11 protein-coding genes are annotated in these 13,385 nt (G+C 63.6%); 4 read left to right on the top strand and 7 right to left on the bottom strand.

Annotation, left to right across the window (positions count from 1 at the left end; translation table 11 throughout):
* Positions 1 to 27: 27 nt before the first annotated feature.
* Complete coding sequence (gene pvdN / locus KHO49_RS20055) at positions 28 to 1,314, bottom strand: pyoverdine-tailoring periplasmic protein PvdN (RefSeq protein ID WP_213665706.1); 1,287 nt, start codon at positions 1,312 to 1,314, stop codon at positions 28 to 30.
* A 32-nt stretch (positions 1,315 to 1,346) separates the two neighbouring features.
* On the bottom strand, positions 1,347 to 2,696 hold the full coding sequence (gene pvdM / locus KHO49_RS20050; RefSeq protein ID WP_213665705.1) for a pyoverdine-tailoring dipeptidase-like protein PvdM: 1,350 nt from the start codon (positions 2,694 to 2,696) through the stop codon (positions 1,347 to 1,349).
* 173 nt (positions 2,697 to 2,869) lie between these two features.
* Here pvdM and pvdP point away from each other — a divergent pair, with 173 nt between their 5' ends.
* Complete coding sequence (pvdP, locus tag KHO49_RS20045) at positions 2,870 to 4,498, top strand: pyoverdine maturation tyrosinase PvdP (RefSeq protein ID WP_170004330.1); 1,629 nt, start codon at positions 2,870 to 2,872, stop codon at positions 4,496 to 4,498.
* A gap of 52 nt (positions 4,499 to 4,550) precedes the next feature.
* Here the strand turns inward: pvdP and KHO49_RS20040 are convergent, their stop codons facing one another.
* The 5 genes from KHO49_RS20040 to KHO49_RS20020 form a co-directional block, all read right to left on the bottom strand.
* Positions 4,551 to 4,988: an SMI1/KNR4 family protein gene (locus tag KHO49_RS20040; protein ID WP_213665704.1), complete on the bottom strand. Its 438-nt coding sequence runs from the start codon at positions 4,986 to 4,988 to the stop codon at positions 4,551 to 4,553.
* Between the two features lie 28 nt (positions 4,989 to 5,016).
* A complete protein-coding gene (locus tag KHO49_RS20035; RefSeq protein ID WP_213665703.1) occupies positions 5,017 to 5,316 on the bottom strand; it encodes a DUF3349 domain-containing protein in 300 nt (99 codons plus the stop codon).
* Positions 5,317 to 5,433: 117 nt separating this feature from the next.
* Complete coding sequence (locus KHO49_RS20030) at positions 5,434 to 6,825, bottom strand: efflux transporter outer membrane subunit (protein WP_213665702.1); 1,392 nt, start codon at positions 6,823 to 6,825, stop codon at positions 5,434 to 5,436.
* Between the two features lie 7 nt (positions 6,826 to 6,832).
* Positions 6,833 to 8,806 carry a MacB family efflux pump subunit gene (locus KHO49_RS20025; RefSeq protein ID WP_170004334.1) on the bottom strand — a complete coding sequence of 658 codons (1,974 nt, stop codon included), beginning with the start codon at positions 8,804 to 8,806 and terminating at the stop codon, positions 6,833 to 6,835.
* Positions 8,807 to 9,979, bottom strand: a complete 1,173-nt coding sequence (locus KHO49_RS20020) for an efflux RND transporter periplasmic adaptor subunit (RefSeq protein WP_102880152.1) — start codon at positions 9,977 to 9,979, stop codon at positions 8,807 to 8,809.
* A gap of 322 nt (positions 9,980 to 10,301) precedes the next feature.
* Here KHO49_RS20020 and KHO49_RS20015 point away from each other — a divergent pair, with 322 nt between their 5' ends.
* From KHO49_RS20015 to KHO49_RS20005, 3 genes are all read left to right on the top strand, one after another.
* Positions 10,302 to 10,784: a sigma-70 family RNA polymerase sigma factor gene (locus KHO49_RS20015; RefSeq protein ID WP_102880153.1), complete on the top strand. Its 483-nt coding sequence runs from the start codon at positions 10,302 to 10,304 to the stop codon at positions 10,782 to 10,784.
* 197 nt (positions 10,785 to 10,981) lie between these two features.
* The gene (locus tag KHO49_RS20010; RefSeq protein ID WP_102880154.1) at positions 10,982 to 12,319 is read left to right on the top strand and encodes a lysine N(6)-hydroxylase/L-ornithine N(5)-oxygenase family protein; all 1,338 of its coding nucleotides are present in this window, start codon (positions 10,982 to 10,984) and stop codon (positions 12,317 to 12,319) included.
* A gap of 278 nt (positions 12,320 to 12,597) precedes the next feature.
* Entirely contained in the window at positions 12,598 to 13,314 is a 717-nt protein-coding gene (locus KHO49_RS20005) for an MgtC/SapB family protein (RefSeq protein ID WP_102880155.1), read from the top strand.
* Positions 13,315 to 13,385 lie beyond the last annotated feature (71 nt).

Here is a 13,385-nt window from a genome sequence, read left to right as displayed (position 1 = left end):
TGACGCAGGGCGCAAGGAGGAGCGGTTTCAGACCTTTTTGCGCAGCAGGTCCATGAAGCGATCGATCTGTTGTTCGTCGTTGAGCAGGCCAGGCGCGGTACGGATCACCGGACCGACGTCGCGGTCCACGGCATCGACCACCACCCGATTGGCCATCAGGTAGGCGGCGAATTTGTCGCAGTCCTGATTCTTGATCCGGAAGAAGGTGAAGCCCGCTGACAGCTCGGGGCTCAGGGGGGTGACCAGCTCCACTTGGGGCAGCTCCTGCAGACGTTGCTTGAGGTAGCTGTTGAGGGCGTGGATGCGCGCCTGGACCTGGGCCTTGCCCAATTGCAAATGCAGCTTGAAGGCTTCATCCAGGGCCCAGCGGTGTTCAAAGGCGTGGTAGCCGCCGGGGGTCATGCTGGTGGCGAAATTGTTGTCCTCGGAAAAGGTCGGCACGCTGGGGGTAACGTCCTTGAGCTCCTCGGAACGGGCACAGATGATCCCGGTGCCGCGAGGGCCGAACATCCACTTGTGGGTGCCGGAAATGAAGTAGTCGCAGTGCATGTCGGGGAAGTCCAGGTTGTCCACGCCAAACCCGTGGACCCCATCCACCACATAGATGATTCGGTCTTTGTCGTTGCGGTTGCGGTTGAACTCGTCCACCAACTGGCCGATCTCGCCGATCGGCAGTTTCACGCCGCTGCCCGACTGCACCCAGGTCATGCCCAGGACTCGGGTATTGGGGCGGATACTGCGCTTGATCGAGTCCAGGATTTCATCTTTGGACACCCGGTGCGGGTCCTTGAACAGGCTGATCTTGCGCACCTGGGTGCCTTGCTTGCGCACGCGATATTCCAGGCTGTACTCGGTGGCGTAGTGTTCGTGCACCGTGGTCAGGATCTCCTGATCGGGCCGCACGTGAAGGCCGCCATAGATCATCGCCAGGCCTTCGCTGGTGCTGCCGGTGAGGGCGATCTGGCCGGGCTTGGCTTGCAGGTAGCGACCCGCCCATCGACGCACCTCGGCCTCGCGTTTCCAGGGTTCCTGCAGGTCCCAGTCCATGGCCAGCCCGGGGTTGCGGTCGATATTGGCGCGATGCCGTTCGATGGCTTCACGCACGGGCCTTGGGTGCGAGGTCACCAGGAAGTTGGAAAAGTGAATGGAGTCCGGGTCCTGGTCGAACAGCAGGCGCAATTGCGCCCATGGGTCCTTGGGCGTGGGCGCCGGGGCGCTAGCGCTGGTGCCGGACGCGGCCAGGGCGCCGGCGCCCAGAGGCAGGCCGGCGGCGAGGATGCCGGCCTGTTTGAGAAATGTACGGCGATCGGTCATGAGCTCATTTCACTGGTTGGCAAAAGGGGGGATCAGCGATTGGCCAGGGGCTTGGCGGATTTCTGCACCTGCTCCCAGACCCGCAGGAAGTTGCCGCCCCAGAGCTTGGCGATATCTGCTTCGCTGTAGCCGCGCTGCAGCAGTTCGGCGGTGACGTTGCGGCCCTCGCTGACATCCTTCCAGCCGTCCAGGCCACCGCCGTCGTTGAAGTCCGAACTGATGCCGACGTGGTCGATGCCGATCTTCTTCACGGCGTAATCGATGGCGTCGCCGAAGTCCTTGAGGGTGGCCTTGGGTTCCGCTTCGACAATGCTGTACAGCTCGCCGGCGTATTCGCCGAAACGCTGTTCGGGCCAGACGGTGATGATGGCGTCGCCGGGCATCAGGGCCATTTCCAGCCCGGTCAAGGGTTGCAGGTCGAAACGCGCGCGCAGGGCGTTGAGCTTGTCCCGGGTCGCTTGGCTCAGGGGGCGCAGGTAGGTGGGGAAACCGACGATCTGCACCACGCCGCCGCTGTCCTTGATCAGCTGCATTTCCTTGTCGCTGAGGTTGCGCGGGATATCCACCAGGGCCCGGGGCGCCGAGTGCGAAGCGACGAAGGGCGCGCGGCTGAGCTGGCTGACCTGCTCCAGGGCCTTGGTCGACATCTGCGAAACATCGATGATCACCCCCAGGTCGTTGAGCCGGCGCACGGCCTGCCGGCCCAGGTCGGACAGCCCGCCCAGGGCGTCCGGGGTGTCGTTGAAGAACGGCAGCGGGCGCGAGGAGTCGGACCAGGCGTTGTTGCCCACGTAGCTGAAACCGAACATGCGCATGCCTCGGGCCGCCCAGAGATCGAGCTGGTTGAGGTCGGTGCCCAGGGGGTAGGCGTTGAGCATGCTGAGGAACACCGCGAACTTTCCTTCGCCGTTGAGGCGGCGGAACTCTTCCGGGGTGTGGGCAATGGCCACCTGGTTGGGGAAGTCGCGGACCATGCCGGTGAGGATCTTGTAGCGCGCTTCCTGCTCGTTGCGCGCGGCGTCGACAAAGCCCGCCGTGGGACGATGAGGGGCATTTGCGCCGTTCCAGATTTCCGGCCAGCCAAAGATCGTCAGGGCTGCGCCGGACAGGCGCCCGCGTCCGGCCTTGGCTAGGTCGAACTGGCCGCTGCCGTCCTTGTCGGCCTCGTTGCCGGCACTGCCGAAATCCAGGGGCACGGTAATGTGGCTGTCGAAGGAGAGGATGCGCTCCTGCAGTTCTTCTGCCTGCTTCATCACCTTGACCGGATAGCCGGGGTTGTCCCTGAACCAGTAGTCCCAGGCCAGGAAGCCGGCGCCGGCGCCAATCGCCAGGGCCAGCGGCAGGCCAATGTAAAGAGCCTTCTTCGAACGTGGTTTTGTCATTGCCATCTCAGTCGGTTTCGCCGTCAAGGTGCAGGCACAGGGGCCTTTGCTATCTGGGAAGAACGAGCCAGTGACGAGGAAATTTAAGCCCCCTGCGCGGGCGGTAAATTTCCGTGGGCAATAAACGTTCTAGCTTGGATAAAGCCTGCATCAGGGCTGACACAGGTAGGGCAATGACGATTTCTCGACGAGGGTTCATGGCGGGCTTGGCGCTGACTGGCGCTGCCGTGCCGGCGGCGTTTTATGTGCATCGCGAGTTGACGCGTGAGGAATTCCCGATCACCCCGGGCGAGGCCACAGTGGAGCTGGCGGATACCACGGGGCAACGCCTGGCGGACCAGTTGCGGGGCATCTGGAGCATTCGCTTTGAAGGTGCCGATGCCGGGCTCGATGGCTTGGGGCGCCAGGACTTGGAAGTGTTTCTCGACATCGCCCAGCGCGGGCGTGGCCTGCGCGGTTACCTGGACACCGCCGAGGGCCTGCGCGGCGCCGCCGAGCCGCGCTACCGGATCGTTGCCGACCTGGTGAGCCCACAGCCGGGTGAAATGTACTGGCGGTTGATTCCTGCCACGGCGGTGGACGGTGCCGCCACTTATGAGTTCAAGATGAGCCTGGATGAAGTCTGGGCCGATTTCGCCAACGCCGGCAGCGGCACCCTGAGCGGCCGGGTCGAGCGCCTGGACCGGCCCCTGGCGCTGCCCGCCTTGGACAACCGCTTTGTCGCCACCAAGCAGATGTTTCCCGAAGCCCGCCAGCGTATCGGCCTGAACCCGACGCTGCAGGCCTGGCTGGTGTCGCCCGAGCATCGGTTGTTCCACCAGCTGTGGCACGCGACCCGGGACAAGTGGCACCGGCTGTCCGAAGAGAAGCGTGACGCCCTGCGCGGCATCGGCTGGCAGCCCGGTCCCCGGGGGCAGGAGCGCGATGCGCGCGGTCCGAAGAAGGATCGCAACGGCTCTGGCATCGATTTCTTCTTCATGCACCGGCACATGCTGGGCACGGCGCGTTCCATGCAGGATTTGCCGTCCTGGCAGCATTTCCCCCTGCCGCAGCCGGAACTGCTGCGTGATCGCCTGGGTTTCGCCCGCTATTTCGACAACCATGACGGCGGTTCCCTGCCGCCGGCGTGGCTGGCTGATGACGATGACGACTACAGCCAGTGGGTCAGCGACATCAAGGCCGGCGAGACCTACCACAGCAACTTCCAGGTCTGGGAGTCGCAGTATCGCAACCCGCGCTACCTGGCGAACCTGACCCTGGGGCAGTTCGGCTCGGAGATTGAACTGGGCCTGCACGACTGGCTGCACATGCGCTGGGCCTCGGTGCCGCGTGATCCTTCCAGCGGTGCACCGGTGCCCATGGCCCGCGATCCGGCGGACTTTTCCCCGCGCTGGTACCAGCCGGAAAACGACTTTCTCGGCGACCCGTTCTCCTCCCATGTCAGCCCGGTGTTCTGGCGTTTCCATGGCTGGATTGACGACCGCCTGGAGGACTGGTTCCGCGCCCACGAGCGTTTCCATCCCGGCGAGCTCAAGCGTCTGGAAGTCAATGGCGTGCCCTGGTTCGCCCCGGGGCGCTGGGTCGAGGCCGGCGATCCCTGGCTGGGGCCGGTGACCCACGGTTGCAGCACTATCCCTGGATTGCAGACCGGCAAGACCGTGGAGATGGACCCGGAAACCATGAAGCTGGCCCTGCGCATCACCTTTATCGAGGATGAAAAGCAGTTGGCCGATCTGCTGCGCAAGGTGCCGCGCCGGCCCTGGTATGCGCGGCATTTGAAGGTCAGGCAGCGGCTGCTGTAGTGGCGCCGGGCTGATCGCGAACTTCGAGTCTGGAGGTCGTTGCTAGGGGTGTTCAGATCGAAAGGGCCACTTCCGCCAGGAAGCTGAACAGTTCTGGGTATCCGGTCTGCTGCCATGCTTGGGTTTCATGATCAAAAAAGCACACCTCTGCCAGGCATTGGTTTTTTTCAATCCGGAATCCGTAGAAGTCGCCGCAGCCGTTCTCTGAAAACAACAGATGACACTTGCCAATCAGTGGGTGTTGTCGATTGATTCTGGCCAGGTTGAAATCGCTGTCTCTGTCCAGTGAGTAGACGATTCCCAAGGCAAAGTAGCCGCCCCCATATTTCTGCAGGAACTGGCTGTACTCGACAGGAAGTTGCAGCGCCAAGTCATTTTGAGTCTCGGTGATGTCCTCCTCGGTGGCGGCGCTGTCCGAAGGGAGCTCAAACCAGATCGGATGGAGGTTCTTCTTGGCATTCAGCAGTTGTTCAAATTCACTGAAGTTCATTGTCCTGGTCTTCTTGAGGGGCGAGGCATCAGGTGTCGGCCAGTGTTTCAGACGCTCCGTGATGGTTCAGGAGCCGAGTTAGCGATGCTATCTCCTGAGCTTTCGGTTTGTTGCTGGTCACGGCCTCGTAGATCTCGTTGAGGACCAGATCCGGGTCCTTGTGGGTGAGCTGTGAGATGACATTCGCCAGGTTTCGATCTGACAGATGTTCATATAGCGCTGCCAGAAGAGGGCGGTAATCGGTTGGGCTGACTCCGTTCGGGAATGCTCTTTTCAGCATCGACAGTACGTCTGCCAGGGAGGCGTCCAGCTCGGTTCCGATGGGCATGGTGGGGGTGTTGCTCGCGTCTGTTGGTGGTCGGACGATTCTAGGTCATCAGCGCCCTGGCCGTCGCTGCGACGATGGCCAGTGGTGATACCGCCGGCCATGCGAGACTTTGGTGATTCATTGATTCCAGCCGCCGCCCAGGGCCTTGTACAGGGCAATGCTCGACTGCAGCCGTGACAGCCGCAGTTGCACGTTCTGATCCTGGGCGGCGTACAGGGTGCGCTGGGTTTCCAGCACGGTCAGCAGGTCTTCGGCGCCTGCCTGGTAGCGGCTCTGGGCAATCTCGAAGGCCCGTTGCGCCTGATTCAACTCCTCGCTCTGCCACTGGCGTTGCTGGTCCAGGCCGCGAATGCTGTTGAGGGCTTTTTCCACATCGGCAAAACCATTGATGATCGCCCCCCGATAGCTTTCCAGCAGTTCTTCTTGGCGGGCCGTGGCTTTGTCCCGTTCGGCGCTCAGGCGTCCGGCGTTGAAGATCGGCGCCACCAGCCCGGCGCCGAGGTTGTAGAAGGGACTGCGCAGCAGATCCGGGGCGTGGCTGGCACCGGAGCCGAGGCTGGCGCTCAGGGTCACGCTGGGCAACATGGCCGCCCGCGCCACTTTGACGTCGGCCTGGGCTGCGGCCAGTTTGGCCTCAGCACTGGCAATGTCCGGGCGCCGGGTCAGCAGGTCGCTGGGGACGCCGGCATTGATGCTCGGCCATTGCAGTTGGGCGAAGTCCTGGTGACCCAGGTTGAGCGCCTGCACCGGTTGCCCGAGCAGGGCGGCGAGGGTGATCCGGGCTTCCTCGGCCTGTTGCTGCGCCAGGGGCAACTGGCGTTGCTGGGCGGCGACCAGGCTGCGTTGCTGGGCCAGTTCCAGGGCGGTGGCCGAGCCCGAGTCGTAGCGGGTCTGCACCAGCTTGAGCACGTTCAGGGCGTTGTCCAGATTCAGCTGGGCGATCCGGCTTTGTTCGCTCAGCGCCAGGGCCTGGGTGTAGCTGTTGGCGACGCCGCTGAGCAGGGTCAGTTCCACGGTGGCCCGGTCGAACTCGCTGGCCTTGACCCCCAGCAGGGCGCTGTCGCGGGCGGCGTGGCGGCCGCCCCAGAAGTCGATCTCGTAGCTGGCGCTGAGGCTGGCGTCGAAATAGTCCACGGCCTGGTTGTCGCTGGTGGCGTCCAACTTGCTGTAGCCCTTGCCGCGCAGCAGTTTCTGCCGGTTGGCGTTGAGCCCGCCCTTGAGCTCGGGCAGCAGTGGCGCGCCGGCGATCACGGCGCTGGCCTGGGCCTGGCGTACCCGCGCCATGGCCGCGGCGAGGTCGAAGCTGCCATCGCGGGCCTGGGCGATCAGGCGGTCCAGGTCCGGGCTGGCGAACTGGCTCCACCATTGCCGGTTGTCGGCCTGGGCGGCGGGGGGGGTGGCTGTTTGCCAGGTGGCGGGTGCGTGCAGGCCGCTGTCCGGGCGCGGTGCGGGGCTGCTGCAGGCGGCCAGCAGGATGCAGGCGGCCAGAAGGCTCAGGGGTGTTTTCATCGATCGATCATTCACTGGTAAGGGCCGTGACCGGGTCGAGCCGGGCAGCTTTGCGGGCCGGCATGAAGCCGAAGATGACGCCGGTGACCAGGGCGCAGCCGAAGGCGCCGAGGACGGCGACCAGGGAGAAGGCGATCGCCACTTCACTGAGGATCAGTACGCCACCGATCAGCAGTGCCAGGGCGATGCCGGTCAGGCCGCCGACCACCGAGAGCATCACCGCTTCGGTGAGGAACTGGCGCAGGATGTCGCGCTGGCGAGCGCCGGTGGCCATGCGGATGCCGATCTCCCGGGTGCGTTCGCGCACGGTCATGAGCATGATGTTCATCACCCCGATACCGCCCACCAGCAGCGAGATCGCGGCAATGGCGCCGAGCATCAGGGACAGGGTGTTCTGGGTGCGGGCCTCGGCCTGGATCATCGCCGCGTTGTTGGTCAGCTCATAGTCGCGCTTGCCGTTGTGCAGGCGCAGCATCAGTTGGTCGATGGCTTGCTCGGCTTCCTTGACCTTGCTGGCGTCCGCCGCGGCGATGGCCACGTACTCCGGATTGCGACTGCCGAACAGGCGGGTGCTGGCGGCGGAGTAGGGCACGGCGATGCGATCGTCGCTGTCCTGGTCGCCGGAGCTGGCGCCTTTGCCCATCAGTACGCCGACCACCTGGAAGGGGGCGTTTTCGATCAGGATGTACTGGCCGATGGGGTTGGCAACGTCCTTGAGCAGTTTTTCCCGGACCTTCTTGCCGATCACCGCGACCGCGGCGCCGGCTCGTTCGTCGGCCTCGGTGAAGTAGCTGCCTTCGACCACCGGCCAGTTGAAAATGTGCGGGAAGTTGGTGTCGTTGCCCCCTACGTAGCTCATGTGATCGGCATTGCCGAAACGCACCACGGCTTCCGATCCATTGACCGGCATGATGCGCTTGACCTGGGGCAGGGTGGCCACGGCGGCGACGTCGTCGAGGCTGATGACGCCTTGCGGTGCGCGCGGGTTGGGCGCGTGTCCGCTGAGGTAAAGGATGTTCGAGCCGAAGGCGCCCATCTGTGCCATCACCTGGCGTTTGCTGCCTTCGCCCACGGCCAGCATCACCACCACCGAAGCGACGCCGATGACGATCCCCAGCAGGGTCAGGGCGGTGCGGAAGCGGTTGATCCACATCACCCGCCAGGCGGCCTGCACCGCTTCCAGCAGCTCGCCTTTCCAGGCGCCGGTGGCTTCGCTGCCGTCGGCCAGGCGCTGGCGCAGGTCCACTGCTTGCAGGGCGCCGGCGTTGGCGCTCAGTTGCACCGACGGGTCGTGGTGGGCAGTGTCGCTGATGATTTCGCCGTCGCGGATCTCAATGATGCGCTTGGCTCGGGCCGCCACTTCACGGTCATGGGTGATGAGGATCACCACGTGGCCCTGGCTGGCCAGTTCGTCCAGCAGGGCCATGACTTCGGCGCCGCTGTGGCTGTCCAGGGCGCCGGTGGGTTCGTCGGCGAGGATGATGTGGCCGCCGTTCATCAGGGCGCGGGCGATGGACACCCGTTGCTGCTGACCGCCGGACAGTTGATGCGGGCGGTTACCGCTGCGACTGGCCAGGCCCAGGCGCTCCAGCAGGGCGGCGGCGCGGGCGTGGCGTTCGGCGGTCGGGGTGCCGGCGTAGATGGCCGGCATCTCGACGTTTTCCTGGGCCGAGGCCGAGGGAATCAGGTGGTAGCCCTGGAACACGAAGCCAAAGGCTTCGCGGCGCAGCCAGGCCAGTTCGTCGCTGTCGAGCTGGGCGACGTTCTCTCCGGCAAACAGGTACTCGCCGGACGTCGGACGGTCCAGGCAGCCGAGGATGTTCATCAGGGTCGACTTGCCGGAGCCCGAGGCGCCGACGATGGCGACGAATTCCCCAGCGTGGATCGACAGGTCGATGCCGCGCAGGACATCGACTTGCGGGCTGTCGCCGCCGCCATAGGATTTGCGGATGTCTCTGAGGTCGATCAGCGGAGTCTGCATTCAACCCTCGCTGCTGTTGGCCGGGCCGATCAGCAGGTGATCACCTTCGTTCAAGCCGTCGAGGATCTGGATGCGCAGGCGGTCACTGATACCGACCCGGACCTTGCGCTCGTCGATCGAACCGTTCTTGGCCACCACCCGGGCAATCTGCAGGTCCGGCTCAGTACTGCCCTGCAGGGCGGCGATGGGGGCGGTGAGGACATTTTTTGCCTGGTTGGCGACGAAAAACACCTGGGTGGTCATTTCCGCCATCAGCGCGTTGTCGGCGTTGTCCACGTCCAGCAGCACGGTGTAGAGCACTACCCGGCCGCTGCCGCTCTTGCTGGTGCTGGTGGGGCTGCCGCTGCCCTGGCTGGTTTCGTTCAGCGGCTTGGGCGGAATGGGCAGGATCTGCCGCACGGTGCTGGTCCAGCGCCGGTTGCCACCGCTCAGGGTGGTGAAGTAGGCCTGCATGCCGGGTTTGACGTGGCCGATATCGGCTTCCGAGACTTCGGCCCAGACGGTCATGGGCGAGAGTTTGGCGATGCGCAGGATCAGCGGCGTCTGCTGCTGGGCGTTGAGGGTCTGGCCTTCGCGGGCATCCACCGCCACCACGGTGCCGGACATGGGGGCGTAGATGCGCGTATAGCCCAGCTCCGCCTGGTCGCTGCGCAAACTGGCCTGGGCCTGGCGGATCTGCGCCTTGTACATGTCGATGCGTGCCTGGGTGGCCTTGAGTTCGGCCTGTGCGGTCTGTACGTCCTCTTCGCGAGTGGCGCCGCCGGCCGCCAGGTTCTGCTGGCGCTGGTATTTCTGCCGGGCCAGCTGGTTCTGGGCGTACTGCTCCTGCAACTGGGCCTGCAGGTTCTCGATGGCGAAACGGCTGGCGTCGAGCTTGGCCTGCTGGGTGGCGGGGTCGATCTCCACCAGCAATTGTCCTTCCTTGACGGTGTCGCCGGCCTCGACGTGGATCTTGCGGATCTGCCCGGAGGCCTGGGCGCCGACGTCGACATAGCGTCGGGGCTGCAGGGTGCCCAGGGCGGTGACGCTGCTTTCGATATCGCCACGGCTGACTTGCACCGTCGCGAACTGATCGCGTCCAGGGGGAATGAAGGTCCAGGCAGTGATGGCTACAACGGGAATCAAGCAGAGTGCTGCAAGCAGGGCGCGTCGGGTATGTCGGGGACGTTTCATGCAGGGTTCCGGCCAGGGGAAATCGGCCCGTCATCCAGCCGTTGCTGCTTCATGAGGCAAGGCCGGGCGCTGCCGTCGGGGCGGCAGATACGGGGAGCTGTCAGGTAAACGAGAAGCGCGTGGGGGAATTTAACTCCCGACACATGGGGTTACAGCTGCTTGAACACGAAATATCAGCGTATCGCAGCAGCAGTACTTTAAATCTATATGAGAATTACTATAAATTACGTCGCTCCTAAACTGCCATCATTGAATGACTGGATCAGTCCCCTTGCCACGGATCTTGTTCAAGGACAGAAATCACCCACCTGGGTCGGGAGTCATGTTGGAAAGTTACTACCGCGAGCTGATGGGCTTCCTCAACGCCAGGCTTGGCAACCGCCAGGTCGCCGAGGACGTTGCCCATGACGCCTTTGTGCGGGTGCTGGAGCGCCCCAGCGCTCCTCCCATCGAGCAGCCGCGGGCCTTCCTTTATCGCACGGCGCTGAATCTGGTGATCGACGACCATCGGCGTAACCAGCTGCGTCAATCCGAACCCCTGGAAGCACTCGACCAGCAAGAGCACTGCTTCAGTCCGTCACCGCAGGCGAGCCTGGATCAGGGGCAGCGCCTGGAGATGCTCCAGCGAGCCCTGGCGGAACTGCCCCGGCTGTGCCGCGAGAGTTTTCTGCTGCGCAAGCTTGAAGGTCTGTCCCATGTGCAGATTGCCGAGCATCTGGGCATTTCCCGCAGCCTGGTGGAAAAACACATCGTCAATGCCATGAAGCATTGCCGGGTGCGCCTGCGTCAGTGGGAAGCTCAGTGACCAGCGGCGCACGCTGGCGGCACTGAGCCTGGTGTAGTGGCGGCTGACTTTTGTTTGCCGGACCGCCGGGGCAGTGGGTTAAATTTTTTTTCATCGTCCTCGTTCCTACTCAACAGACGACCTGTTGGCCCTCAGGGGCCGGCCAGGTCACCGGCGTAATTCCCCGCGTTGAGGGGCTTCTCCAGAGGACACTGGACATGACACAGGCAATGGCATCGGCCATCGTTCACGATTTGATTGGTATCGGTTTTGGTCCCTCGAACCTGGCGCTGGCCATTGCGCTGGAGGAGCGCGGCCAGGTTCAGGGTCCTCTGGACGTGCTGTTTCTCGACAAACAGGCCGATTATCGCTGGCACGGCAATACCCTGGTGACCCAGAGTGAACTGCAGATTTCCTTCCTCAAGGACCTGGTCACCCTGCGCAACCCCACCAGCCCTTACTCGTTCGTCAACTACCTCAAGCACCATGGACGCCTGGTGGACTTCATCAACCTCGGGACCTTTTATCCGTGCCGCATGGAGTTCAACGACTATCTGCGCTGGGTCGCCGCTCAATTCAAGGACCAGAGCCGCTACGGCGAGGAGGTTCTGGCCATCGAGCCGCTGCTGCACAACCAGCACGTCGAGGCGCTGCGGGTCATCTCGCGCAATGCCCAGGGGGAAGAGTTCATCCGCAGCACTCGCTCGGTGGTGGTCAGCGCCGGTGGAACACCGCGGATTCCCGAGACCTTCAAGGCGCTCAAGGGCGACCCTCGGGTGTTCCACCATTCTCAGTACCTGGAGCGCATGGCTGAACAACCTTGTGTCGCCGGCAAGAAGATGAAAATCGCCATCATTGGTGGCGGTCAGAGTGCGGCGGAGGCCTTCATTGATCTGAATGACAGTTTCCCGTCGGTGCAGGTGGACATGATGATCCGTGGCTCGGCACTCAAGCCAGCCGACGACAGTCCCTTTGTCAACGAAGTGTTCTCGCCCGAGTTCACCGACCTGGTGTTCCAGCAAGCCAGCAGTGAACGTGAGCGCCTGGTCAACGAGTACCACAACACCAACTATTCGGTGGTGGACATCGACCTGATCGAACGCATCTACGGGATCTTCTATCGCCAGAAAGTCTCGGGGATCGCCCGTCACGCATTCCGCACCCTGACCCTGGTGGAAAAAGCCGTGGCTACCGATCAAGGCATCGAGTTGGTGCTGCGCAACAATGCCACCGGCGCCTGCACCACTGAACACTACGACGCGGTAGTGCTGGCCACCGGTTATGAGCGCCAGATGCATCGGCAGTTGCTGGCGCCTCTGCAGGAATACCTGGGCGACTTCGAAGTGGACCGCAACTATCGGGTGATCACCGACGAACGCTGCAAGGCCGGTATTTACATGCAGGGCTTCAGCCAGGCCAGCCATGGCCTAAGCGACACCTTGCTGTCGGTGCTGCCGATTCGTGCCCAGGAGATTGCCGATTCGCTGTACGAACATGGCAAGACCCGCGGTCACAGCCGCTCGGTCCGCGACCTGCTGCTGGCCACCGCCAGCTGAGGGGCGCCACGGCCGCTCTTGCGTGGCCTGCGCGGACGGGCGCCAAGGCATTCTTGCAGAGCTCTTCGCCGGCAAGCCGGCTCCTGCCGTTCGGGGTTATCCCGGGTGTTTTTTGCAGGAGCCGGCTTGCCGGCGAAGGCGTTCCTGAACCTTGGCTTGAGAACTTTTCGATTCCTCTTGCCGCGTCGTGGTGGCCCGCGGCAAGTTTCGGGTTTGCGGCGTACTGCTTGTAACTTGCTGCTTGTAGCTTGCCGCTAGTCGCCAAGAGGATTTTCGCCATGCAGGCCCTGCACAACATCAACCTGGACTCGCTGATCGATACCCTGGTCAGCCTCAGCGCGGCTTTTATCCTTGGTGGCCTGATCGGCTTTGAACGCCAGTACCGGCAGCGCACCGCGGGCTTGCGCACCAACGTGCTGGTGGCGGTGGGCGCGGCGATTTTCGTCGACATGGCCAACCGCCTGGGCGGTGCCGACGGCGCGGTGCGGGTGGTGGCCTACGTGGTGTCGGGCATCGGCTTTCTCGGCGCCGGGGTGATCATGCGCGAGGAGGGCAACGTCCGCGGGCTGAACACCGCCGCCACCCTTTGGGCTTCGGCGGCGGTGGGCGCCTGTGCCGGTGCCGATCTGGTTCTCGAAGCCCTGCTGGGCACCCTGTTCGTGCTGGCCGCCAATACCCTGTTGCGGCCCATCGTCAACAACATCAACCGCCAGCCACTGGACGTGATCTCCGCCGAGGTCACCAACATCGTCTACGTCATTGCCCAGCGTTCGAACCAGAAGGCCGTGTTCGCCTTGCTGGAAGCCGAGCTGACGCGCAGCAATTACCCGGCCAGCGATGTCGATGTGCATGCTTTTGGCAACGATGAAGTGGAAATCGAGGCGACTCTGGCCAGCACCTCGGTGGACGGTGAAGAACTGGATGCGCTGGTGGCGCGGCTGTCCACTTCGGCCCTGGTGCAGCAGGCATTCTGGAGCCCGAGCACCACCGAGTGATAGGGGCTCGATGATGGCTAGCCTGTTGTCTTTTGCTGTTCTCAGAGACCTGTAGTGGGTTCTGGGAAAAG

Origin of the sequence: Pseudomonas sp. RC4D1 (assembly GCF_018390395.1) — a bacterium.
Taxonomy (GTDB): domain Bacteria; phylum Pseudomonadota; class Gammaproteobacteria; order Pseudomonadales; family Pseudomonadaceae; genus Aquipseudomonas; species Aquipseudomonas danubii.
This window is presented reverse-complemented; position numbering and strand designations above follow the sequence as displayed.

Excerpts from the sequence above, each read along its gene's own strand:
- pvdN (WP_213665706.1), bottom strand. The coding sequence starts at position 1,314 with ATGACCGATCGCCGTACATTTCTCAAACAGGCCGGCATCCTCGCCGCC.
- pvdM (WP_213665705.1), bottom strand. The coding sequence starts at position 2,696 with ATGACAAAACCACGTTCGAAGAAGGCTCTTTACATTGGCCTGCCGCTG.
- pvdP (WP_170004330.1), top strand. The coding sequence starts at position 2,870 with ATGACGATTTCTCGACGAGGGTTCATGGCGGGCTTGGCGCTGACTGGC.
- KHO49_RS20040 (WP_213665704.1), bottom strand. The coding sequence starts at position 4,988 with ATGAACTTCAGTGAATTTGAACAACTGCTGAATGCCAAGAAGAACCTC.
- KHO49_RS20035 (WP_213665703.1), bottom strand. The coding sequence starts at position 5,316 with ATGCCCATCGGAACCGAGCTGGACGCCTCCCTGGCAGACGTACTGTCG.
- KHO49_RS20030 (WP_213665702.1), bottom strand. The coding sequence starts at position 6,825 with ATGAAAACACCCCTGAGCCTTCTGGCCGCCTGCATCCTGCTGGCCGCC.
- KHO49_RS20025 (WP_170004334.1), bottom strand. The coding sequence starts at position 8,806 with ATGCAGACTCCGCTGATCGACCTCAGAGACATCCGCAAATCCTATGGC.
- KHO49_RS20020 (WP_102880152.1), bottom strand. The coding sequence starts at position 9,979 with ATGAAACGTCCCCGACATACCCGACGCGCCCTGCTTGCAGCACTCTGC.
- KHO49_RS20015 (WP_102880153.1), top strand. The coding sequence starts at position 10,302 with ATGTTGGAAAGTTACTACCGCGAGCTGATGGGCTTCCTCAACGCCAGG.
- KHO49_RS20010 (WP_102880154.1), top strand. The coding sequence starts at position 10,982 with ATGACACAGGCAATGGCATCGGCCATCGTTCACGATTTGATTGGTATC.
- KHO49_RS20005 (WP_102880155.1), top strand. The coding sequence starts at position 12,598 with ATGCAGGCCCTGCACAACATCAACCTGGACTCGCTGATCGATACCCTG.